The organism is Mesorhizobium sp. WSM1386 (assembly GCF_055901595.1).
This window is the reverse complement of sequence record NZ_CM148373.1, coordinates 138,711-161,497: the sequence shown is the minus strand read 5'-3', so window position 1 is coordinate 161,497 and position 22,787 is coordinate 138,711. Positions and strand designations below refer to the sequence as shown.

General features: G+C 64.0%; 22 protein-coding genes. 10 read left to right on the top strand and 12 right to left on the bottom strand.

Annotation, left to right across the window (positions count from 1 at the left end; genetic code table 11):
• The first annotated feature begins 108 nt into the window (after positions 1-108).
• The 7 genes from AC0NIH_RS00750 to AC0NIH_RS00720 all read left to right on the top strand — a co-directional run bounded on the left by AC0NIH_RS00750 (position 109) and on the right by AC0NIH_RS00720 (position 7,958).
• Positions 109-885, top strand: a complete 777-nt coding sequence (locus AC0NIH_RS00750; protein ID WP_473463485.1) for a DeoR/GlpR family DNA-binding transcription regulator — start codon at positions 109-111, stop codon at positions 883-885.
• Between the two features lie 118 nt (positions 886-1,003).
• A complete protein-coding gene (locus tag AC0NIH_RS00745; protein ID WP_023766348.1) occupies positions 1,004-1,915 on the top strand; it encodes a LysR family transcriptional regulator in 912 nt (303 codons plus the stop codon).
• A 138-nt stretch (positions 1,916-2,053) separates the two neighbouring features.
• Complete coding sequence (locus tag AC0NIH_RS00740; RefSeq protein WP_287272688.1) at positions 2,054-3,208, top strand: ABC transporter substrate-binding protein; 1,155 nt, start codon at positions 2,054-2,056, stop codon at positions 3,206-3,208.
• A 178-nt stretch (positions 3,209-3,386) separates the two neighbouring features.
• A complete protein-coding gene (locus AC0NIH_RS00735) occupies positions 3,387-4,385 on the top strand; it encodes an ABC transporter ATP-binding protein (RefSeq protein WP_352715862.1) in 999 nt (332 codons plus the stop codon).
• 223 nt (positions 4,386-4,608) lie between these two features.
• Entirely contained in the window at positions 4,609-5,574 is a 966-nt protein-coding gene (locus AC0NIH_RS00730) for an ABC transporter permease (protein ID WP_352715859.1), read from the top strand.
• The gene (locus AC0NIH_RS00725) at positions 5,564-6,379 is read left to right on the top strand and encodes an ABC transporter permease (RefSeq protein ID WP_023766352.1); all 816 of its coding nucleotides are present in this window, start codon (positions 5,564-5,566) and stop codon (positions 6,377-6,379) included. Before AC0NIH_RS00730 ends, AC0NIH_RS00725 begins: the two co-directional genes overlap by 11 nt.
• 151 nt (positions 6,380-6,530) lie before the next feature.
• Positions 6,531-7,958 (top strand): gamma-aminobutyraldehyde dehydrogenase, encoded by a 1,428-nt coding sequence (locus tag AC0NIH_RS00720; protein WP_473463481.1) that lies wholly within the window; start codon positions 6,531-6,533, stop codon positions 7,956-7,958.
• A gap of 183 nt (positions 7,959-8,141) precedes the next feature.
• On the opposite strand, the gene AC0NIH_RS00715 is transcribed toward AC0NIH_RS00720, so the two are convergent.
• The 10 genes from AC0NIH_RS00715 to AC0NIH_RS00670 all read right to left on the bottom strand — a co-directional run bounded on the left by AC0NIH_RS00715 (position 8,142) and on the right by AC0NIH_RS00670 (position 18,651).
• On the bottom strand, positions 8,142-8,456 hold the full coding sequence (locus AC0NIH_RS00715) for a hypothetical protein (protein WP_023775764.1): 315 nt from the start codon (positions 8,454-8,456) through the stop codon (positions 8,142-8,144).
• 134 nt (positions 8,457-8,590) lie between these two features.
• A complete protein-coding gene (locus AC0NIH_RS00710; protein ID WP_023766355.1) occupies positions 8,591-8,953 on the bottom strand; it encodes a nuclear transport factor 2 family protein in 363 nt (120 codons plus the stop codon).
• Between the two features lie 83 nt (positions 8,954-9,036).
• Positions 9,037-9,516 (bottom strand): carboxymuconolactone decarboxylase family protein, encoded by a 480-nt coding sequence (locus tag AC0NIH_RS00705; protein ID WP_023775763.1) that lies wholly within the window; start codon positions 9,514-9,516, stop codon positions 9,037-9,039.
• A 108-nt stretch (positions 9,517-9,624) separates the two neighbouring features.
• Positions 9,625-11,178: an alpha/beta fold hydrolase gene (locus AC0NIH_RS00700; RefSeq protein WP_023775762.1), complete on the bottom strand. Its 1,554-nt coding sequence runs from the start codon at positions 11,176-11,178 to the stop codon at positions 9,625-9,627.
• A gap of 112 nt (positions 11,179-11,290) precedes the next feature.
• On the bottom strand, positions 11,291-11,602 hold the full coding sequence (locus AC0NIH_RS00695; protein WP_013891388.1) for a formate dehydrogenase subunit delta: 312 nt from the start codon (positions 11,600-11,602) through the stop codon (positions 11,291-11,293).
• A complete protein-coding gene (fdhD, locus tag AC0NIH_RS00690) occupies positions 11,592-12,422 on the bottom strand; it encodes a formate dehydrogenase accessory sulfurtransferase FdhD (RefSeq protein WP_473463476.1) in 831 nt (276 codons plus the stop codon). The genes AC0NIH_RS00695 and fdhD overlap by 11 nt, the downstream gene beginning before the upstream one ends.
• A gap of 179 nt (positions 12,423-12,601) precedes the next feature.
• The gene (gene fdhF, locus AC0NIH_RS00685; protein ID WP_473463474.1) at positions 12,602-15,514 is read right to left on the bottom strand and encodes a formate dehydrogenase subunit alpha; all 2,913 of its coding nucleotides are present in this window, start codon (positions 15,512-15,514) and stop codon (positions 12,602-12,604) included.
• A 10-nt stretch (positions 15,515-15,524) separates the two neighbouring features.
• Complete coding sequence (locus tag AC0NIH_RS00680) at positions 15,525-17,081, bottom strand: formate dehydrogenase beta subunit (protein ID WP_473463471.1); 1,557 nt, start codon at positions 17,079-17,081, stop codon at positions 15,525-15,527.
• Positions 17,078-17,557: a formate dehydrogenase subunit gamma gene (locus tag AC0NIH_RS00675; RefSeq protein ID WP_023766361.1), complete on the bottom strand. Its 480-nt coding sequence runs from the start codon at positions 17,555-17,557 to the stop codon at positions 17,078-17,080. The genes AC0NIH_RS00680 and AC0NIH_RS00675 overlap by 4 nt, the downstream gene beginning before the upstream one ends.
• Before the next feature lie 194 nt (positions 17,558-17,751).
• On the bottom strand, positions 17,752-18,651 hold the full coding sequence (locus tag AC0NIH_RS00670; protein ID WP_023766362.1) for a LysR family transcriptional regulator: 900 nt from the start codon (positions 18,649-18,651) through the stop codon (positions 17,752-17,754).
• Positions 18,652-18,818: 167 nt separating this feature from the next.
• Here AC0NIH_RS00670 and AC0NIH_RS00665 point away from each other — a divergent pair, with 167 nt between their 5' ends.
• A complete protein-coding gene (locus AC0NIH_RS00665) occupies positions 18,819-19,460 on the top strand; it encodes a DUF47 domain-containing protein (protein ID WP_023766363.1) in 642 nt (213 codons plus the stop codon).
• Positions 19,461-19,463: 3 nt separating this feature from the next.
• Positions 19,464-20,468, top strand: a complete 1,005-nt coding sequence (locus AC0NIH_RS00660) for an inorganic phosphate transporter (RefSeq protein ID WP_023766364.1) — start codon at positions 19,464-19,466, stop codon at positions 20,466-20,468.
• 44 nt (positions 20,469-20,512) lie between these two features.
• Here AC0NIH_RS00660 and AC0NIH_RS00655 read toward each other — a convergent pair whose 3' ends face one another.
• On the bottom strand, positions 20,513-20,890 hold the full coding sequence (locus AC0NIH_RS00655) for a VOC family protein (protein ID WP_473463467.1): 378 nt from the start codon (positions 20,888-20,890) through the stop codon (positions 20,513-20,515).
• A gap of 187 nt (positions 20,891-21,077) precedes the next feature.
• Here AC0NIH_RS00655 and AC0NIH_RS00650 point away from each other — a divergent pair, with 187 nt between their 5' ends.
• Entirely contained in the window at positions 21,078-22,262 is a 1,185-nt protein-coding gene (locus AC0NIH_RS00650; protein WP_473463527.1) for an Mrp/NBP35 family ATP-binding protein, read from the top strand.
• Between the two features lie 17 nt (positions 22,263-22,279).
• Here AC0NIH_RS00650 and AC0NIH_RS00645 read toward each other — a convergent pair whose 3' ends face one another.
• Positions 22,280-22,729 carry an SRPBCC family protein gene (locus tag AC0NIH_RS00645; RefSeq protein ID WP_023766367.1) on the bottom strand — a complete coding sequence of 150 codons (450 nt, stop codon included), beginning with the start codon at positions 22,727-22,729 and terminating at the stop codon, positions 22,280-22,282.
• Positions 22,730-22,787 lie beyond the last annotated feature (58 nt).

Here is a 22,787-nt window from a genome sequence, read left to right as displayed (position 1 = left end):
AAAAGATGTGACCTTTTTTGGGTATTTTGCCCGAAATGAAGGGACAGTTCCTTTAAAACCGCTTCAATTACCTTAGAATCGGTCAAAGTTCTGAACTCGGGAAACCAGATGGTCCATTCGAAACGCCACGGCGAAATCCTGCGGCTGCTGCAGGAGGAGGGCACCGTCACCATCGCCAGCCTCGCCGACCGGCTGGGCGTTTCACTCGAAACCGTGCGCCGCGACGTCAAGCCGCTCACCGGCGACGGCTCGGTCCTGAAGATGCATGGTGCCATCGGCCTGCCTTCGATGGTCGGCGAAGCGCCTTTCGAACGGCGCATGCGCGAGAATGCCGATGCCAAGCGCGTCATTGCCCGCATGGTCGCCGCCACCATCCGCGACGGTGAATCGATCATGCTCGACACCGGCACCACGACCTCGTTCCTGGCGCGGGAATTGCTCGGCCACCGGCGGCTGACGGTCGTCACCAATTCGTCCGACATCGCCCGCACGCTGGCCACCATCAACGGCAACAAAGTCTATATGGCCGGTGGCGAGTTGCGCAGCGATTCCGGTGCCGCCTTCGGTGCCTCGGCCATCGAGTTCGTCAGCCGTTTTTCGGTCAGCCACGCCGTCATCTCCACCGGCGCCGTCGACGCGGTGACGGGCGTCATGGATTACGATCTGGACGAGGCCGAATTCGCCCGCATGGTGCTGTCGCGCGGCCAGCGCTCGCTTGTTGTCACCGACTACACGAAATTCGGCCGTCAGGGCCTGGTCCAGGTCTGCGGCTTCGATGGCTTTTCCGAACTCGCCACCGACCGCTCACCGCCACGTGACATTGCCGCCGCCCTCGCGCAGGCCGGCGCGCGGCTCAGCGTCGCCGGCGACGCCGCCGGGTTCTGATCCGGCCAATGCCTTTTGACGACTAGGCCTGGACGACCAGGCCTGTTGACGACTGGGGCTGTTGACGATCGGCCGACCAGCACTTCCCACAGCCGCTTGCGCCGTGTTTAGTCCGGCCATGGCTTTCACCATCCGCCAGTTGCAGTTCTTCATTGCCGTCGCCGAGCAGGGCACTGTCTCGGGCGCGGCACAGAACCTCTCCATTTCGCAATCGTCGGTCACCGAGGCGATCAAGGAGCTCGAAAGCGATCTCGGCGTCGAACTGTTCGAACGCCATCCGCGCGGCCTCAACATCACCCACAAGGGCCATCAGTTCCTGCGCCACGCGACGAAGATCCTCGCCGACGTTTCCGATGCCCGCCGCTCCTTCTCCGGCGAGCAGGCCGCGACCGGCGGGCGGCTGCAGCTCGGCGTCACCTCGCTGGTCGCCGGCTATGTGCTGTCGGATCTGCTTTCCCGCTACCGCCGCGCCTATCCGGGCGTCGAGGTCTCGGCCATCGAGGACAATGGCGACTACCTCGAGCATCTCCTGATCGGCGGCAAGCTCGACATTGCCGTCATGGTCACGTCCAATTTGCGCGACCGCACCGCCCTGCAATCGGAAATCCTCGAGGTCTCGGCCTATCGCTTGTGGCTGCCGCTCGGCCATCCGCTCGCCGGCGCCGACATCATCGGCATCGGCGACATCGCCTCCGAGCCGCTGATCATGCTCACCGTCGATGAGATCGAGGAGAACACCGGCAAGCTGCTGACGGCGATCGGCGCCAGGCCGCATGTCGCCTTCCGCACTCGTTCCGTGGAAGCCGTGCGCAGCCTGGTCGCCACCGGCGCCGGCGTGGCGCTGCTGCCCGACCTTGTCTACCGCCCATGGTCGCTGGAAGGCGACCGCATCGAATCGCGTGATATCTCCGGCTCCTTGCCGGTGGTGCAGGTCGGCATGGTCTGGCGGCGTGGCTCAGGCCTGCCGCAGGCGGCGCGCGATTTCATCGGGCTTGCCCAGTCGCAGCGGATGGTCCGCCAGCGCCTCTGATCCAGCAGTGCCAGCTATCGGAAAAACCGATACCGCCCTTCTGATAAATGAATTTGCGAAACCGGAGTTTTCCGAGCACTTTCCGTACAGGGAACAAAGCCGTCACAGCAGCGCGGCCCCTCAAATGGGAGATCGACGATGAATTCATTCCTGAAGTCATGCACGGCGCTGACGGTCGCGCTGGCCTTCTCCGGTCAGGCCATCGCCCAGGTCAAGGAACTCGGCAAGGGCGAAGGCGAAGTCAACATCGTTGCCTGGCCGGGCTATATCGAGCGCGGTGAGACCGACAAGGGCTATGACTGGGTCACCGCCTTCGAGAAGGAAAGCGGCTGCAAGGTCAACGTCAAGACCGCCAACACCTCGGACGAGATGGTCTCGCTGATGAACGAGGGCGGTTTCGACCTCGTCACGGCTTCGGGCGATGCGTCGCTGCGCCTCGTCGCCGGCAAGCGCGTGCAGCCGATCAACACCGATCTCATCCCGAGCTGGAAGGCGGTCGACGACCGGCTCAAGGACGCGCCCTGGTTCACCGTCGACAAGGTCCACTACGGCGTCCCCTATCAGTGGGGACCGAACATCCTGATGTACAACACCGAGGTCTTCAAGGAAGCGCCGAAGAGCTGGAACGTCGTCTTCGAGGAGATGAAGCTGCCCGACGGCAAATCCAACAAGGGCCGCGTCCAGGCCTATGACGGACCGATCCACATCGCCGACGCCGCCAATTATTTGATGTTCCACAAGCCGGAACTCGGCATCAAGGATCCCTACGAGCTCAACGAAGACCAATACAAGGCAGCCCTCGACCTGCTGCGCGTGCAGCGCACGCTGGTCGGCCGCTACTGGCACGATGCCGCCATCCAGGTCGACGATTTCCAGAATGAAGGCGTCGTCGCCTCGGGTTCATGGCCGTACCAGGTCAACACGCTGATCGCCGCCAAGAAGCCGGTCGCCTCGACCGTGCCGGAGGAAGGCGTCACCGGCTGGGCCGACACCACCATGATGGAAGCCGACGCGGCCCACCCGAACTGTGCCTATATGTGGCTCGAACATTCGCTGTCGCCCAAGGTGCAGGGCGACGTCTCGGCCTGGTTCGGATCGCTCCCCGTGGTGCCCGCCGCCTGCAAGGGCAACGAATTGCTCGGCGAGGAAGGCTGCAAGACCAACGGCTACGACAATTTCGACAAGATCAAGTTCTGGAAGACGCCGGTCTCGAAATGCGTCACCCAGAACAACCAGTGCGTGCCCTACTACCGCTGGGTGTCGGACTATATCGGCGTCATCGGCGGACGGTGAGTTCTCTTACCCTCCCCCTTGTGGGGAGGGTCGACGCGCAGCGTCGGGGTGGGGGCCTGTCCGATAGGTCCGCGCCATCACCCCCACCTGCGGCTTCGCCGCGACCTCCCCATCGAGGGGGAGGTGAAGCGGCGCGTGAATTCGTCCTTGTTTGACCCGGCAAAACAGACTGGCAGCCATGACATCAGCCGTTTCATTCCAGAAGGCTTCCCGCCATTTCGGCAGCGTTCGCGCCGTCGACGCGGTCGATCTCGACATCGTGCCGGGCGAGTTCTTCGCCATGCTCGGGCCGTCGGGTTCGGGCAAGACCACGTGCCTGCGGCTGATCGCCGGCTTCGAGCAGCCGACTGCGGGTTCGATCTCGATCTTCGGTGAGCGCGCCGAGGGCGTTCCGCCCTACCGCCGCAACGTCAACACCGTGTTTCAGGATTATGCGCTGTTCCCGCATCTCAACGTGCTCGACAATGTCGCCTACGGGCTGATGGTCAAGGGTGTCGGCAAGGCTGGGCGGCACAAGGCGGCTGAGGAAGCGCTGACGCTGGTGCGGCTGCCCGGCTATGGCGCCCGCCGGCCCGGCCAACTTTCCGGCGGCCAGCGCCAGCGCGTCGCGCTTGCCCGCGCGCTGGTCAACCAGCCCAAGGTGCTGCTGCTCGACGAGCCGCTCGGTGCGCTGGACCTGAAATTGCGCGAGAACATGCAGGAAGAGCTGAAGTCGCTGCAGAAGGCGCTCGGCATCACCTTCGTCTTCGTCACCCACGACCAGGGCGAGGCGCTGTCGATGGCCGATCGCGTCGCCGTCTTCAATGACGGCAAGATCATGCAGATCGGCACGCCGGAGGACATCTACCAGCGGCCGAAGACGCGCTTCGTCGCCGATTTCGTCGGCTCGTCCAACGTGCTGCCGCCGGATTTCGTCCAGCGCTACTCCGGCCAGCACCGCTGGGGCAGCCTGCGCCCCGAATCCATTCGTGTCGGCCGCGCCGCAAGCGGCGAAGGCGTCGCCGCCCGCCTCGTCTCGACCAACTATCTCGGCGCCACCACCAGGCTGGCGCTCGATGCCGACGGCTTGAAGCTGCATGCCATCGTGCCGGCCGGCGCGGCCCTCCCGGCGGAAGGCGACGCCGTGGTGCTGACCTTCAACCGCGAGCACCTGCATCTGATGGATGAGCCGGCATGAGGAAGGTTTGCGCCGTGCGCCCCCCTCTGTCCTGCCGGACATCTCCCCCTCAAGGGGGGAGATTGGCTGCCATTTCGGGTTTCGCCAGCTTCCAACGTCGCAGAACTGGCGAGACCGAGAAATTGCCAATCTCCCCCCTAGAGGGGGAGATGTCCGGCAGGACAGAGGGAGGCGACGTAGAGCGCGGCTTCTCGCATAATCCCCTTCAACACAGAGTGGCGTCATGACCATCGTCGCCCTCAACGCCAATCCCGCCCCCGCCATCCTGCCCGGCAGCGGCGGCTTGCGTGGCGCGCTCTCCGACCTCTTTTGGCGCCGGCCGCAACTCCTGCTCTTGCTCATGCTGCTGCCGCCGGTGCTGTGGCTCGGCATCGTCTATATCGGCTCGCTGTTCGCCCTTCTGGCGCAAAGCTTTTTCTCCATCGACGAGTTCTCCGGCCTCATCAATCGTGAGTTCACGCTGAAGACCTATGGCGACCTGCTTCAGGCCGCCAATCTCGACATCATCCTGCGCACCGTGACGATGGCGGCGCTGGTCACGCTGGCCTCGGCCATTGTCGCCTTTCCGATCGCCTACTACGCCGCACGCTATGCGCGCGGCCGCTGGAAGGCGCTGTTCTATCTCGGCGTCATGCTGCCGCTGTGGTCGAGCTACCTGGTGAAGATCTATGCCTGGAAGCTGATCCTTGCCAAGGAAGGCATTCTCACCTGGCTGTTCGCCAAGCTGCATTTGCTGTGGCTGCTCGATGCCTGGCTGTCGTTGCCGGTCGTCGGCGGCAACTCGCTGTCGGTGTCGTTCACCGGCACTTTCATCGTCTTCGTCTATGTCTGGCTGCCCTTCATGATCCTGCCAGTTCAGGCGGCGCTCGAACGCGTGCCCGGCAATCTGGTCGAGGCCTCGTCCGATCTCGGCGCCTCGCCCGGCCAGACCTTCCGCAACGTGCTGTTCCCGCTGGCGTTGCCCGGCATTGTCGCCGGCTCGATCTTCACCTTCTCGCTGACATTGGGCGACTACATCATCCCGCAGATCATCGGCACCTCGCGCCTGTTCATCGGCCAGGCCGTCTATTCGCAGCAGGGCACCGCCGGCAACATCCCGCTCGCCGCCGCCTTCACCGTGGTGCCGATCGTCATCATGGGCTTCTACCTCTGGGGCGCCAAGCGCATGGGGGCTTTCGATGCGCTCTGACCGTGGTCAATCGGCTCCGCTCGGTCTGAAGATCGCCGCCGCCTGCGGTCTGCTTTTCCTGCATCTGCCGATCCTGCTGATCTTCGTCTACGCCTTCACAACGGAAGAGAAGAGCTTCGTCTGGCCACCGCCCGGGCTCACCATGCAGTGGTTCGCCGTCACCTGGAACCGGCCCGATGTCTGGGAAGCACTATCGCTTTCGGTGCGTGTCGCCGCCATCTCGACCGCGATTGCTTTGATCCTCGGCACGCTCTGCGCCGCCGCGGTGTCGCAGACAAAATTCTTCGGCCGCGAGACCATCTCGCTGCTGGTCATCCTGCCGATCGCCTTGCCCGGTATCATCACCGGCATCGCGCTGCGCTCGGCCTTCGCGCTCGCCGACATTCCCTTCTCGTTCTGGACGATCGTGCTCGGCCACGCCACCTTTTGCGTGGTCGTCGTCTACAACAACGCGGTCGCCCGTTTCCGGCGCACCTCCGGTTCGATGATCGAAGCGTCGATGGATCTCGGCGCCGACGGTTTCCAGACCTTTCGGCATGTCGTGCTGCCCAACATCGCCACCGCGCTGCTTGCCGGCGGCATGCTGGCCTTCGCGCTTTCGTTCGACGAGGTCATCGTCACCACCTTCACCGCCGGCCAGCAGCAGACCGTCCCGATCTGGATGCTGGAGGAGCTGATCCGTCCGCGCCAGCGCCCGGTCACCAATGTCGTGGCCATGGTCGTCGTGTTGGTAACGCTGCTGCCTATCCTGTTTGCCTATTACCTGACCCGCGACGGCGACCAGATCGCCGGAAGCGGGAAATGAAACAGCGAATAGGGAGTAGCCAAGTGAGTAGTGAGTAGTGAGTAGCAAAAATCACGGTCAGACCCTGATCTCTACTCTCACTACTCACTACTCACCACTCACTACTCACTACTCACTACTCACTACTCACTTCCGTCCAAGGAGGAACCCAATGGACACCCAGATGCTGATCGGCTCGAAATTCGAGAAGGGCACGGACGCCGAGGAGCCGATCCTCAATCCGAAGACCGGGGCGACCATCCTCAACCTGCCCGAGGCCAGCCAGGCGCAGATCGAGGCAGCGGTATTGGCGGCCGAACAGGCGTTCGTCTTGTGGTCGCGCACCACGCCGGCGCAGCGCTCGGGTTATCTGCTCAAGATCGCCGACCGTATCGAAGCCGAAGCCAGGGAATTCGCAACTCTCGAAGCCCTGAACTGCGGCAAGCCGATCAATTCCGTGCTCAATGACGAGATTCCGGCGATCGTCGACTGCTACCGCTTCTTTGCCGGCGCTGTCCGCTCGATGCCCGGTGTCGTCGCCGGCGAATATCTGCCTGGTCACACCTCCATGGTGCGGCGCGATCCGATCGGCATCGTCGCCTCGATCGCGCCCTGGAACTATCCGCTGATGATGATGGCCTGGAAGGTCGCGCCGGCCATCGCCGGCGGCAACACCGTCGTCTTCAAGCCGTCTGAGCAGACGCCGCTGACGGCACTCAAGCTGGCGAAAATCCTGGCCGAGATCCTGCCTGAAGGCGTCGTCAATGTCGTGCTCGGCCGTGGCGACAGCGTCGGCAACACGCTGATCAACCACCCCAAGGTCAACATGATCTCGATCACCGGCGACGTCGCCACCGGCAAGAAGGTGCTGCAGGCCGCCGCCAAGTCGGTCAAGCGCACGCATCTGGAGCTCGGCGGCAAGGCTCCAGTCATCGTCTTCGACGACGCGGACCTTGGCGCCGTCGTCGCGGGCCTGCGCGCCTTCGGCTATTATAATGCCGGCCAGGACTGCACCGCCGCCTGCCGCATCTATGCCGGCAAGAAGATCTACGACAAGCTCGTCGCCGATCTCTCCTCGGCCGTGTCGACCATCAAGTTCAATCTGCCCGATGACACCGAGAACGAGATCGGGCCGCTGATCTCACGCCGCCAGCGCGACCGCGTGTCGAGCTTCGTCGAGCGCGCCTCGGAACTGAAGCATATCGAGATCACCACGGGCGGCAAGCCGGGCGAGGGCACCGGCTTCTACTATCAGCCGACCGTTGTTGCCGGCGCGCTGCAGGAGGACGAGATCGTGCGCCGAGAAGTCTTCGGCCCGGTCGTCTCGGTCACTCGGTTCACGGAAGTCGACGAGGCGGTGGGCTGGGCCAATGACAGCGACTACGGCTTGGCGTCGTCCGTGTGGACCAAGGACGTCTCGCGCGCCATGGCGACGGCCGCCCGCCTGCAATATGGCTGCACCTGGATCAACACCCACTTCATGCTGACCAACGAGATGCCGCATGGCGGGCTGAAGCAGTCCGGCTACGGCAAGGACATGTCGCTCTATGCCTTGGAGGACTATACCGCGGTGCGCCACGTGATGGTGGCGCATGGGTAGTAGCGCTTCTACCTCTCCCCCTGTGGGAGAGGTCGGATTGCCCCGATTTGCCCTTCGCAAATCGGTTGGCAATCCGGGTGAGGGGTAGCTTGGCGCCAAGCTGGAACACCCCTCATCCGTCTCGACGCTGACGCGTCGATCCACCTTCTCCCGCAAGGGGAGAAGGAAGGTCGAGCGTAATCACTACTCCACGATGCGATAGATGTTCCACAGGCTGGTGCCCGACACGACATAGGGCTCCATCTCCTTGCCCCATTTGGCATGCGCGTCGATCTTGCCGATCTTGGCGAAGAACGCTTCCAGCTGGGCCAGGCTCTCGACCTGGTGGTGTGACTCGACCGTCGCTTCCCGGGCGCCGATCGATCCGGTCATGATCTGGAATTGCAGGTCGGCGAGGCCGACCTGCGAGCCGATCTCGCGTTCCCATTTCTTGAGCAGTTCGAGCACGGTCTGCTTGTGTCCGAACTTGGCGTCGATCTGCCATCTGGCGCTGAACATCTTCTTCTCCTCCTGGTTGCGGCCAAGGCATGGTCCCGAAAAGTGGTGTTCGGTTTTCGGGAAAAGATCATGCTCCAGCACTGAAACAGAGCTCCATCCCGATTTGAATCGGGATGGCCAGCTCCGCGGTTGATCTACTCGTCCCAGGCCTGCACGACGGTCTGCCGTGCGATCTGCCCGTTTTTCAGCTCCAGCATCGCGGCGGCGAACACCTTGGTGCCGTCCGGATAGGAGCAGGCCTGGGTGAAGGCCAGGCTGTCGCCGTTGGCGATGGTGGTGTCGACCTTGTGGGTCATGGCCCGGCTGCAGATGTCGTCCCAGAACGTCGTGATCGCTGCGCGCCCGCGGATTTCGCGTGGCTTGCTCGGCGGGTTGTTGCGGTCGATCACCCGCACCAGCGCATCGTCGGCGTAGAAGCTCGACAGCATCTTTCCATCGCGGCCTTCGATCGCCTTCTTGATCGCCGCGCCGTCCACTGTGTGAGTCTTGGTCAGCATTTTACCCTCCATGTGCCCGTCTACCCGATCGGGCGGTTGATGCTTGGAAGCACGGCCCGTCGATCATCGACGGGCCGTGTTTTTCACTGCGACTTCGCCTTCACGGCTGCGAACACGTCGTCGGTCTGCTTCTTGAAAGTCGCCAGATCGACCTGGCTGCCGTTGAGGATCGTCGACCAGTGGCGCACGATCGCCGCCATTGCGATCGTCTCCTTGATCTCCTCGTCGCTCGCGCCGTTGAGCCTGGCAGCCTCTGTGTGGAAATAGATGCAGTACTGGCAGGGGATCTGCGCGGCGACCGCAAGGCCCATCAGTTCCTTGGTCTTGCCGTCCAGCGCGGTGTTGGGGTTGAGCTGCACCCCCTTGATCTCGGCCCAGGCGCCGGCGATGGCGACGTCGGGCAGCGTCTTGAACATGTCAGGCACCGAACCGAGCGTTGCCTCGATGTCCTTGTAGGCGGCCGCCGCCGATGCATCCTCGGCTCTCGCGGGAGAGATCGTGAACAGCGCGCCAATGCCTGCCGCTATCACGAGTGATCTGACATTCAGCTTTGACTTGAGCATTTCATCCTCCGTTCGCAGCGCCTTCCTGGCAATACCCGTCTGGCCTGCATGGGGACATTGATAGCCCTTACTTCGGCCCCGGCGCTTCGCCCGAAAGCGCCATGGCTCTCATGGCCCGTCCGGGCCAGCGTGCCTGACGGAAAATGCCGCTGCCGCGGCTCGCGAGGGTAGGTCGAGCTTGAGCAATATATTGGCGACGTGGCGCTTGACCGTGTGCTCGCTCAGCCTGAGTTCGGCGGCGATCGCGGCATTGCTCTTGCCGTCGGCGATCAGATTCACGACTTCGCTCTCGCGCACCGTCAGCGAGGCCGGCTCGGCCGCTTTGACCTTGGGACGGCAGGCCGGCTCCAGATGCTGTTCGGACGTCGCGAGCACAAGCGCCAGCGGCTCGTCCAGCTCATCGATGCTGACACGCCCCGCTTCGACGAAGTGAAGTCCCGAGCCGACCGCCAGGTCGGCGACCAGCCGCGACGCGAGTATGTCGCCGCGCCCGGCGTGAGCGGCGAGCTGAATGGTCACGCGGCCCGTCAATCCTATGGGAGGGCCGCGCGTCTCGATCTCGCCGACATGCGCGCCCTGTGCGCTTGCCACGCCGATCTGCTGCGCCGCGTCGCGCAACGCCGCCGCGCAGCGCAAGGCACGCCCGGGTCCATCGAAGCGTGAAATCATCATCTCGCCGTGTATATCCACGCAGCGCCCGCCATGGCGTCCGACAAGCGTCCGCCACGTTTCGTGGAAATGCTGGCTGCGTTCGCTCCACATCCGGTCGCCAAGCCGCGCCGTATCGTAGATACGTGTCACCAGAAGCGCCGCCAGAACGCGCTCCGCCTCCGCCACCGCGCGCTCGCCGGTCAGGAACTCCTCGATCAAGTCGGCCACCCGGTCGACATCGCCGGTCCAGATCGGATGGTCGCGCCCCGGGATTTCGACCAGCCGCGCATTGGAGATCTTCCTGGCCAGGAAGCGGCTGGCGTCGGGATCGACCCGGACGTCGTTGCGGCGATGGATCAGCAGCGTCGGCGCGCCGATCGCCGCCAGCACGCCGCGTATGTCGATCTCGGCGTTCATCCGCGCCAGTGCCGCCGCCGCGGTCGGGCTCGCCGACAGGCGCTCGAAGCGCGCCCACCAGGTTGAAAAACGGGCGTCGTCAACCCGGCCCGGCGCGAAATGGGGCAAGGTGGCGCCGGTGCCCCAGGCCGTCTCGGCCATCTCGATGAAGGCGTCGAGGCGCTCCGGCGGCATCACCCATTTGTGGAAATGTGCATAGCCGCCATAGAGCGCCAAAGCCCGTGTCCGCTCCGGATAGGTGGCGGCGAACAGCATGGCCATCGGCGCGCCTTCGGAAGCGCCGAGCAGCGCGGCACGCCCACTGCCGGCCGCATCCATCACCGCGCGCACATCGTCCATGCGGGTTTCCAGGCTGGGCAGGTTATGGACATCGACACGGTCGGAAAGGCCCGTGCCGCGCTTGTCGAACATGATCAACCGCGAGAACGCCGAAAGCCGCTTGAGCAACCGGCTGTAGCCCTCGTCATCCCAGTGCAGGTCGAGGTTGGAAATGAAGCCTGGCACGAAGACGAGATCGAACGATCCTTGGCCGACCACCTGATAGGCGATCCGCACCTCGCCACTGAGGGCATATCGGGTCGCGATCGGCCTCACGAGTTTTCCGCCCGGCCTGACGATTTCTGATCGTCAACCATAGCAGAGCCGCGCCGCTTGCGGCAGCTTAAACTTTAGCAAGCAGAAATATAAGCCTGCGCGGCTCCTGCGGCTATTTTTGTGAGGCGGCGATGTCGGCCGGGGAGGCCTTCAATCCCAGCTTGAGATCGGCCTCGGCCGGCGAGATCGGCCGCTTGATCCTGGCGGAAGCGACCACGACGAGTTCGTCGAAGCCTTCGCCGCCACTGTCCAGCATCTCGAAGAACTGCCGCCGCATCCTGGGTTCCCAGAATTTGTTGATGTGCTCGGCGACGCCCGCGACACCCTCTTCGCGCGGCCTGGAATGAAAAAAGGCCGCGATCTGGTTGGCCATGCGCACCAGCTTCTCGCTGGTGCTCGTGATGTGGTCTTCGTCATGCGACATGCTGGGCAACTCCCAAGACCACCCGGTCAGGGTGGGTGAAAACATCGAAATCATCGCCGCGCACCAGCGCCACCAGCGTCATGCCGGCCTCTTGCGCCGTGCGGATGGCAAGTGCGGTCGGCGCCGAGACGGCGATGATGAAGGCGGAACCGATCGCCGCCGTCTTCTGCACCATCTCGACCGAGACACGGCTGGTCACCACGACGGCGCCCGCCGAACCGTCGATGCCGGCCTTGGCCAGAGCGCCGGCCAGCTTGTCCAGCGCATTGTGGCGGCCGACATCCTCGCGCGCCATGACGACGCCTTCGCCTGGAACGTAGAAACCGGCGGCATGCACGGCCCCGGTCTCGGCATGCAGCGGCTGCACCTTCGACAGGAGCTTTACGGAGCGGACGATGTCGTTGGCATCAAGTGTAAGTTTTGACGCACCAACCGCGTCGACGGAGCGCATGGCTTCCTCGATGGATTCGATGCCGCAGAGCCCGCAGCCGACCGGCCCGGCAAGCCGGCGCCGCCGCACCTCGAAGCGCGTGTTGGCCTTGTCCTTCAGCCGGATCTGGATATCGATGCCGGCGCCATGATCCTCGACCTCGATCGCCTCGATTTCCTCAGGCGCGGCGATAATGCCTTCGGTCAGCGAGAAGCCGAGCGCGAAATCCTCGAAATCGGCCGGGCTCGCCATCATCACCGCATGGGTGGTGCCGGCGAACGAGAATGCCACCGGCGTCTCCTCCGGAACCATCCGGTTGGCCGCGACAGTGCCACTGGCGCGGTGCGCGAGGCGAGAGGTTTGCGTAATGGCTAGACGTTTGCGGGTCACGCGCCCCCCTCTGGCCTGCAGGCCATCTCCCCCTCAAGGGGGGAGATTGGCAGCTTGGCCGATATCACCCACTTTTCGACGTTGGCGATTGGCGAAAGGCGGTGCGCCATCCAATCTCCCCCCTTGAGGGGGAGATGGCCGGCAGGCCAGAGGGGGGCGCCTCGACGAGACACCAAACCCTACTCCGCCGCTTCCAGCGGTGCGATACGGCGGCTGTTGCGCGCTTGCTCGTCGTAATCGCGCTGCCAGTCCGACGGCCCATTGGAGGCGCCGACCTGAACCGCCGTCACCTTGTACTCCGGACAGTTCGTCGCCCAGTCGGAGAAGTCGGTGGTGATGACGTTGGCCTGCGTGTCCGGATGGTGGAACGTCGTATAGACCACGCCCGGCGACACCCGATCGGTGATCAGCGCTCGCAGCGTCGTCTCGCCAGAGCGGCTGGTCAGCCGCACCCAGTCGCCATCGCGCAGGCCACGGTTCTCGGCATCGTGCGGGTGGATCTCCAACCGGTCTTCCGAGTGCCACATGACGTTGTCGGTGCGCCGTGTCTGCGCGCCGACATTGTATTGGCTGAGGATGCGGCCGGTGGTGAGCAGCAGCGGGAAGCGCGGGCCGGTCCGCTCGTCCGTCGCCACATATTCGGTGCGGATGAACTTGCCCTTGCCGCGCACGAAGCCGTCGACATGCATGATCGGCGTGCCGAGCGGTGCCTTCTCGTTGCAGGGCCATTGCACGGATCCGACACGGTCGAGCAGCCCGAACGAGACACCGGCGAAGCTCGGCGTCGTCTGGGCGATTTCGTCCATGATCTCAGAGGGATGCTGGTAGTTCCAGTCGAGCCCGATCGCGCGGGCAAGCTCCTGCGTCGCTTCCCAGTCGGCGTAGCGTGCCTTCGGCTCCAGAACCTTGCGCACCATGTTGATGCGGCGCTCGGCATTGGTGAAGGTGCCGTCCTTCTCAAGGAAGGTCGAGCCCGGCAGGAAGACATGCGCGTAATTCGCCGTCTCGTTGAGGAACAGGTCGTGCACGACCACGCATTCCATGGCCGCCAGGCCGGCGGCGACATGCTTGGTGTCGGGGTCGGACTGCAGGATGTCCTCGCCCTGGATGTAGATGCCTTTGAAGGAGCCGTCGACGGCGGCATCCAGCATGTTGGGAATGCGCAGGCCAGGCTCGTCGTCGAGCTTCACGCCCCACAGGCTCTCGTAGATGTCGCGCACGGCGTCGCCCGAGATATGGCGATAGCCCGGCAGTTCGTGCGGGAAAGAGCCCATGTCGCACGAGCCCTGCACGTTGTTCTGGCCGCGCAGCGGGTTAACGCCGACGCCCGGCCGTCCGATATTGCCGGTCGCCATGGCGAGGTTGGCGATCGCCATAACCGTGGTCGAACCCTGGCTGTGCTCCGTCACGCCCAGTCCGTAATAGATCGCGCCGTTGCCGCCGGTGGCGTAGAGACGCGCGGCACCCCGGATCAGCTCGGGATCGACGCCGGACAATTTGCCAACGGTCTCGGGGCTGTTTTCCGGCAGAGCGACGAAGGACGCCCAGTCCTGGAATTCCGTCCAGTCGCAGCGTTCGCGGATGAACGCCTCGTTGAACAGGCCTTCGGTGACGATGACATGCGCCAGCGCCGTCAACACCGCCACATTGGTGCCGGGCTTCAGCGGCAGGTGATAGTCCGCTTCGATATGCGCTGACTTGACCATCTCGGTGCGGCGCGGATCGAGCACGATCAGCCTCGCGCCCTGCCGCAGCCGCTTCTTCAGCCGCGAGGCGAACACCGGGTGCGCCGAAGCCGGATTGGCGCCGATGATCACGGCGACGTCGGTGTAATCGACCGAATCGAAATCCTGTGTGCCGGCCGAGGTGCCATAGGTCTGGCCGAGCCCGTAGCCGGTCGGCGAATGGCAGACGCGCGCGCAGGTGTCGACATTGTTGTTGCGGAAGCCCTGGCGCACCAGCTTCTGCACGAGATAGGTCTCTTCATTGGTGCAGCGCGACGAGGTGATGCCGCCGATGGATGTGCGTCCGTACTGATATTGGATACGGCGGAATTCCTTGGCCGTGTGGGCGATCGCCTCTTCCCAGCTCACCTCGCGCCAGGGATCGCTGACCTTCTCGCGGATCATCGGCGACAGGATGCGGTCCTTGTGGGTGGCATAGCCATAGGCGAAACGGCCCTTCACGCAGGAGTGGCCATGGTTTGCCTTCCCCTCCTTGTAGGGCATCATGCGAATGACTTCGTCGTCCTTCACTTCGGCCTTGAACGAGCAGCCGACGCCGCAATAGGCGCAGGTGGTGATGGCCGAGCGCTCCGGCAGGCCCTTGGCAAGCACGGTCTTCTCGCGCAGCGCATCGGTCGGGCAGGCCTGCACGCAGGCGCCGCAGGACACGCATTCGGAAGCGATGAAGTCCTCATGCATGCCGGCGACCATGCGCGATTCGAAACCGCGGCCCTCGATCGTCAGCGCGAAGGTGCCTTGCACTTCCTCGCAGGCGCGCACGCAGCGCGAACAGACGATGCATTGCGCCGGATCATAGGTGAAATAGGGATTGGATTCATCGCGGGCGATGTAGTCGACCGCCAGCGAGCCATGGCCGGGCGCGACGCCGTTTTCCGGCTTGACGTGATTGCGGCCCTCGACGCCGTAGCGGTTCTCGGCCAGCCCGACCGACTTCGCCACCGCGTCGAACTCGCTGGCGCCGGTTCCGGCCTTCTCGTTCCAGCCGGTCGGATGGTCGGAGACATAGAGTTCCATGACGCCGCGGCGAATGGCATCCAGTCGCTCGGACTGCGTCTTGACCACCATGCCTTCGCCGACCGGCGTCGTGCAGGACGCCGGCGTGCCGCCGCGCCCTTCGATCTCGACCAGGCAGACGCGGCAGGAGCCGAACGAGTCCAGCATGTCGGTGGCGCAGAGTTTCGGGATCTCGACCCCGCCTTCCATTGCCGCACGCATGATCGACGTGCCTTCCGGCACGCTGATGCTGCGGCCATCGACGGTCAGCGTGACCTGCTTTTGCGCCTTCGATTCCGGGGTTCCGTAATCGAGTTCTTCGATGAGCGTCGGGAAGTCGGCCTTGATGTTCATCTGCCAGCTCCTATTCAGCAGCCACGCGCGCGGGCGCCGGCTTGAAATCCTCGGGGAAATGGGTGATCGAACTCATCACCGGGTAGGGCGTGAAGCCGCCCAGCGCGCAGAGCGATCCGAACTTCATCGTGTTGCAGAGGTCGGTGACCAGAGCAAGGTTCTTTTCCGGTTCGATGCCGGCGGCGAGCCTGTCGATGGTCTCCACCCCGCGCGTCGAGCCGATGCGGCAAGGGGTGCACTTGCCGCAGCTTTCGATGGCGCAGAACTCCATGGCGAAGCGCGCCTGCTTAAGCATATCGGCGGTGTCGTCGAACACGGTGATGCCGGCATGGCCGATCAGCCCGTCACGCTTGGCAAACTCTTCGTAGTCGAACGGGGTGTCGAACAGCGCGCGCGGGAAATAGGCGCCGAGCGGGCCGCCGACCTGCACGGCCTTCACCGGCCGGCCGGTGGCCGTGCCGCCGCCGATATCGTCGACGATCTCGCCCAAGGTGAGGCCGAAGGCGGTTTCGAACAGGCCGCCATTCCTGACGTTGCCGGCGATCTGGATCGGGATCGTGCCGCGCGAGCGGCCCATGCCGAAATCCTTGTAGAAGGCGGCGCCCTTGTCCATGATGACCGGGACGGAAGCCAGCGAGATGACGTTGTTGATCACCGTCGGCTTGCCGAACAACCCTTGGATGGCCGGCAGCGGCGGCTTGGCGCGCACCACGCCGCGCTTGCCTTCGAGGCTGTTCAAGAGCGAGGTTTCCTCGCCGCAGACATAGGCGCCGGCGCCGACGCGGATCTCCATGTCGAAGGCGTTGGGCGAGCCTAGCACGTTGACGCCGAGCACGCCGGCCTTGCGGGCGACCTCGACGGCCTTGTTCATGACAGCCACCGCATGCGGATATTCCGAGCGGATATAGACGAAACCCTTGGTCGCGCCGGTGGCGATGCCAGCGATCGTCATGCCCTCGATCAGCACGAAGGGGTCGCCTTCCATGATCATGCGGTCGGCGAAAGTGGCGCTGTCGCCCTCGTCGGCGTTGCAGACGATGTATTTGCAGTCACCCGTCGTATCCAGCACCGTCTTCCACTTGATGCCGGTCGGGAAGCCTGCGCCGCCGCGGCCGCGCAGACCGGACTCCGTCACCTGTTTGACGATGTCGGCGGGCGCCATGGCCACCGCGTTCTGCAGGCCCTTCAGTCCGCCGAGCGATTTATAGGCATCGAGCGACAGCGGGTCGTTGATTCCGCAGCGCGCGAAGGTCAGCCTGGTCTGCTTGGCCAGGAAGGGGATCTTGTCCGGCGCGCCCAGCCAGCGCTTGTGATGGCCGCCGGTGAGGAAGCCGCTGTCGAACAGGCTCTTGACGTCGGAAGCCTTGACGGGACCGTAGGCGACGCGGCCGTTGGCGGTCGCGACCTCGACCATCGGTTCCAGGAAATAGGCGCCGCGCGAGCCGTTGCGCACGATCTTGGCCTCGATGCCGCGCTCGGCGAGCTCCGCGCGAACCGCCTTGGCGACCTTTTCGGCCCCCAGCGCCAGCGCGCCGGAATCGCCGGGGATGTAGATGCGGGGAATCATGAGCGCACCTCGGCGACGATCTCGTCGATCTTGTCGTCGTCGAGCCGCCCGATCACCTCGCCGTCGAGCATTGCCGAAGGCGAGCAGGCGCAAAGCCCGAGGCAATAGACGGGCTCGAGTGTAACCGATCCGTCGCGTGTGGTCTCATGGAAATCGATGCCGAGCAGCTGCTTGACCTTGGCGGCAACCGCATCCGAGCCCATCGACTGGCAGGCTTCCGCCTGGCAAAGCTTGAGCACGTGGCGGCCGGCCGGCCGGGCACGGAAATCATGATAGAAGGTCACGACGCCATGCACCTCCGCCCTGGAGAGGTTCAGCCCGTCGGCGATGACGGGCAGCACGTCATGCGGCACATGGCCGAATTCCTCCTGGATGCCGTGCAGGATCGGCAGCAGCGGGCCTTCGAGGCCTTTCAACTCCTGGACGATCGCGGCCGTGCGCGATGCGATTTCGGTACTTGCAGGCTGCATCGTCATGCAGCGCCCTCCCTGGTCGTGGCTTTCCCTATGCATGTCGCCCAAAAATGCGAAGCGGTGTTGGGGCAACGACATGCACAAGGCGCAATATCGCTAAGTGCTTAAGAAATCAGAGGAAACCTCCGAAATCAATAAAGCGGTTTCGTCGTTCGATAGAAATTTTCTATCAAGCGTCTTCTCAGGGCATTTCTAGCCTAGCGATGGGCGCGGAAATCGTCTGCCAGCGCCATCGCCTCGTCCAGCAGCGCCTGCACCAGCGGCGTGTGCGGCTCGCGCGGCGCCGCCACCAGCCCGACGGTATGGCTGGCATCCGGTTCGACGATCGGAATGGCCCGGATCGGCTCCGAAAAGCCGAATGTTTCCGCGAGGTTGAGTGGCATGATCGATGACCATTTGCCGGTCCGGATATGCGAGAACAAGACGATCATCGAGTTGGATTCCAGCGTCGGCCGCACCTGCACGCCGGCTTCCGCCAGATGCTGGTCGATGATGCGCCGGTTCTGCATGTCCGGCGTCAGCAGGCAAAGCGGCAGATGGCTGATCTCGGCCCACGTCACTTTGTCGCGGTCGGAATAGGGATTTCCGACCGCCGTGATCAGCTGGTAGCGCTCGTCATAGAGCGGCACGCTGGTCACTCGCCCCAGGGGTTCGTTGTCGAGATAGGTGATGCCGGCATCGACGTCGAAATTGCCGAGCAGCGTCAGCACCTCGATCGAGGTCCGCGACAGGACGGAAAAAGTGACGCCGGGATGCTTTTCGCGGAACGGCGTCGTCAGCCGCGCCACCATGGCCAGCGCCGTCGGGACAGCGGCGATGCGGATGCGGCCGGCAAGGCCGTGGCGCGCCGCGCGCATTTCCTCGCGCATGGTCCTTGAGTCGCCAACGATGCGCCGCGCCCAAACCAGCACCTGCTTGCCTTCCGGCGTCAGGCCCTGGAAGCGCGAGCCGCGCAGCACCAGCATGACGCCGAGCTGGCCTTCCAGCTGCTTGATCCCGGCCGAAAGCGTTGGCTGGGTGACGCCGCACACTTCCGCCGCCCGGCCGAAATGCTCTTCCTTGGCCAGCGCGATGAAGAATTCGAGTTTGTCGATCATGCCATCCTTCCGGTCGTCACGCAGCCTCGGGCAATTTGTCCTTTGCCGCAAGCGATATGCATAACGCCCCGCATCCACATCTTTTCAGCCGGCTTACGGTTCCCCGCGGCGCCGTGCGGCGCTATGTCAATAAAACGGTCGTGAACCGGCCGCGATGGGAGACTGACATGCTGGGCTGGTTCCGCAAGCTGCTGCCGCGCGAAGATCGCTTCTTTGATCTGTTCGAGCGGCATTCCCGCACGGTGGTCGGCGGCGCGGAAGCGCTGCAGCTCCTCCTCCAGGGCAAGGATATCGATCGCTGGTGCCAGAAGATCGTCGATCTCGAGGACGAGGCCGATCACATCACCGCCGAAGTCCTGCTTGCCGTGCGGCGCTCCTTCATCACGCCTTTCGATCGCGGCGACATCAAGGACCTGATCCAGTCAATGGATGATGCCATCGACATGATGCACAAGACCGTCAAGACGGTAAGACTGTTCGAAAAGAAGGAATTCGACCCGCTGATGCAGGAGATGGGCGGGGTCATCGTCGCTGCCGCCAAGCTGGTGGCCGAGGCGATCCCGCTGCTCGCCAAGGTCGGCACCCACACGGTGCGCCTCAACGCCATCGCCGAAGAAGTCATGCGCGTCGAAAGCCGGGCCGACGATCTGCACGAGCAGGGGCTGAAAGACCTGTTCAGGAAACACGGCGGCAGCGACCCTATGGCCTATCTGATCGGCAGCGAGATCTACGGCCAGCTCGAGAAGGTGGTCGACCGTTTCGAGGACGTCGCCAACGAGATCAGCGGCATCGTGATCGAGAACGTCTAGGCAATGGAAGCCACCATCGCCTTTCCCCTGCTGGCCGGCCTTGTCGCCGTCGCGCTGTTCTTCGATTTTCTCAACGGCCTGCACGACGCGGCCAACTCCATCGCCACGATCGTCTCCACGCGCGTGCTGCGGCCGCATTATGCGGTGTTCTGGGCGGCTTTTTTCAATTTCATCGCCTTCATGTTCTTCGGCCTCCATGTCGCCGAAACCGTGGGCAAGGGCATCGTCGACGTCAGCATCGTCACGCCGGCGGTGATCTTCTCGGCTCTCGTCGGCGCCATCGTCTGGAACATCGTCACCTGGATCGCCGGCATCCCTTCGAGCAGCTCGCACGCGCTGATCGGCGGGCTGGTCGGCGCCGGCGTTGCAAAGGCGGGCGTCGGCGCCATCGTCTGGTCGGGGCTCGGTAAGACGGTCGCCGCGATCGTGCTGTCGCCGGCGACGGGTTTTGTCCTGGCGCTCGTCCTGATCCTCGTGGTTTCGTGGCTGTTCGTGCGCCAGACACCGTTTGCCGTCGACAGCACCTTCCGCGTGCTGCAGTTCTTTTCCGCCTCGCTCTATTCGCTCGGACATGGCGGCAACGATGCCCAGAAGACCATGGGCATCATCGCGGTGCTGCTCTATTCGCAAGGCATGCTCGGCGAGAAATTCTACGTGCCGCTGTGGGTCGTCCTTACCTGCCAGTCGGCGCTGGCGCTAGGCACGCTGTTCGGCGGCTGGCGTATCGTCCATACGATGGGCTCGAAGATCACCCGGTTGAATCCGATGCAGGGTTTCTGCGCCGAGACCGGCGGTGCCATTACGCTGTTCGCCGCCACCTGGCTCGGCATTCCCGTATCGACCACGCATACGATCACCGGCGCCATCATCGGTGTCGGCGCCGCCCGCCGCGTCTCGGCGGTGCGCTGGGGCCTTGCCGGCAACATCGTCATCGCCTGGATCGTCACCTTGCCGGCGACGGCGGCGATTTCGGCTCTTACTTATTTTGCCGTCAACCTGGCGGGTTGAGGCAATATCGCGGCGCGCGGAGCCCCCGCCAATCGTGATGCGGTCTACTGGCTCACAAGATTGAGGATGTTGCCGTCCGGATCCTTGAACCAGGCGACCTTCATGCCCTGGCCGACATGGACGTCACCCTCGATCGTCAGCCCGGGCATTTCGTAGTGTTCGAAGGCAACGCCTTTCGATTTCAACGATTTGACGACAGTCTCGATTTGATCGCCGACAATCCAGGTCACCGCCGTCGCCTTGTTGGTACCGGCGAACTGGGACCGATAGACATTGATGAACGTGTCGCCGCTTTTGTAGACGATCAGTTCGCCACCCATGTCGTCGACCTGCTTGAGGCCTAGGGTTCCCTCATAAAAGGCCTTTGCTCTCGCCAGGTCCTTCACCGCGATGTTGGCCGTGGCGTTGCTGTTTTCGAGCATGATCCTATCCTTCCCTGATTGTCTTCCCTCATGCTCATTGAAATAGGTCGCGCGCCATGCTTGGCGACTTGTGCCCACCGCGGCTCTCGTTCGCATCAGCCAAGGGGACGTCAAGGGGTGCGTCGAGGCGGCTGCTTGGTTCTGCCCGAAAACTACACTATCTGAGGGGCCGAACGCCGAGGAAAAGATCATGTCCGTTACCAAGGAAATCGTCACCGAGCGCCTGAAGACGGTCAATGGGCCTGACTTCACCAGCAATATCGTCGATCTCGGCATGGTCTCCGAGATCTTCATCGCCGACGCAAAAGTGTTCTTCTCGATCACGGTTCCTGCCGCCAGGGCGCAGGAGATGGAGCCGTTGCGCGCCGCCGCGGAGCGTGTCGTCAAGGCAATCCCCGGTGTCGCCGGCGCCGTCGTCGCGCTGACGGCCGAAAAGAAGGGCGGCGGCATGGAGGCGCCGGTTCCAGCGCGTCCCGCTGCCAGGCCGGCAGCATCGGCACCGCCCGCCGCTGCCGCACCGCGTGCTGCCCCACAGGCTCCCGCCTCGCACAGCCATGGCAAGCGCGGCGTGCCCGGCATTGAGGCGATCATCGCCGTTGCTTCCGGCAAGGGCGGTGTCGGCAAGTCGACCACCGCCGTCAACATCGCGCTTGGCCTTGCCGCCAACGGCCTGCGCGTCGGCGTGCTCGATGCCGACATCTACGGCCCGTCCATGCCCAGGCTGCTCAACATTCACGGCCGGCCGCAGACGGTCGACGGCAAGATCCTGAAGCCGATGGAGAATTATGGGCTGAAGGTGATGTCGATGGGTTTCCTCGTCGACGAGGAGACACCGATGATCTGGCGCGGCCCGATGGTGATGTCGGCGCTGACGCAGATGCTGCGCGAGGTCGAATGGGGGCGGCTCGACGTGCTTGTCGTCGACATGCCCCCCGGCACCGGCGACGCCCAGCTGACCATGGCTCAGCAGGTGCCTCTGGCCGGCGCCGTCATCGTCTCGACGCCGCAGGACCTGGCGCTGATCGATGCCCGCAAGGGGCTGAACATGTTCAGGAAGGTTGACGTGCCGCTGCTCGGCATCGTCGAGAACATGAGCTACTTCCTGGCGCCCGACACCGGCAAGCGCTACGACATCTTTGGCCATGGCGGCGCACGCCGCGAGGCCGAGCGCCTCGGCGTCACCTTCCTCGGCGAAGTGCCGCTGGAGATGGGCATTCGCGAAAGTTCCGACGAAGGTTCGCCGGTCGTGGCGTCGAAGCCCGACAGCGCCGAGGCGAAAATTTATCGCGATATTGCTTCGAAGGTCTGGGATCGGGTCAACGAGGAGCGTGGCGCCGCCGAAGCGGCGGTGCCGAACATCGTCTTCGAGTGATTCTCAAGGGGGCGGGCCTATCCGCCCACCTTCTCGCCGAATGTCGAAAAGAATTGTCCGGCCAGCTTCTTCGAGGTCGACTCGATCAGCCGGCTGCCAAGCTGGGCGATCTTGCCGCCGACATCGGCCTTGGCCGCGTATTTCAGGACGGTGGCGTCCGGCCCATCCGGTGTCAGCGTCACGTCGGCGCCGCCCTTGGCAAAGCCGGCAATGCCGCCCTTGCCTTCGCCCTGGATGGTGTAGGCATGCGGCGGCTTGAGGTTTTTCAGCGTCACCTCGCCATTGAAGGTCGCCTTGATCGGTCCGATCTTCAGGACGACCGTCGCCGCCATCTCGGTCGGCGACTTCATCTCCAGGCTCTGGCAGCCGGGAATGCTCTCCTTGAGCACCGCCGGATCGTTCAAAGCTTCCCATACTTTCTGTATGGGTGCGGCGATACGTTCCTCGCCCTCGATCACCAAAGCCATCAAAACCTCCCGGATCACCGATGTCGGATTGGTCGTAGCGTGCGGGTCGATACATGTC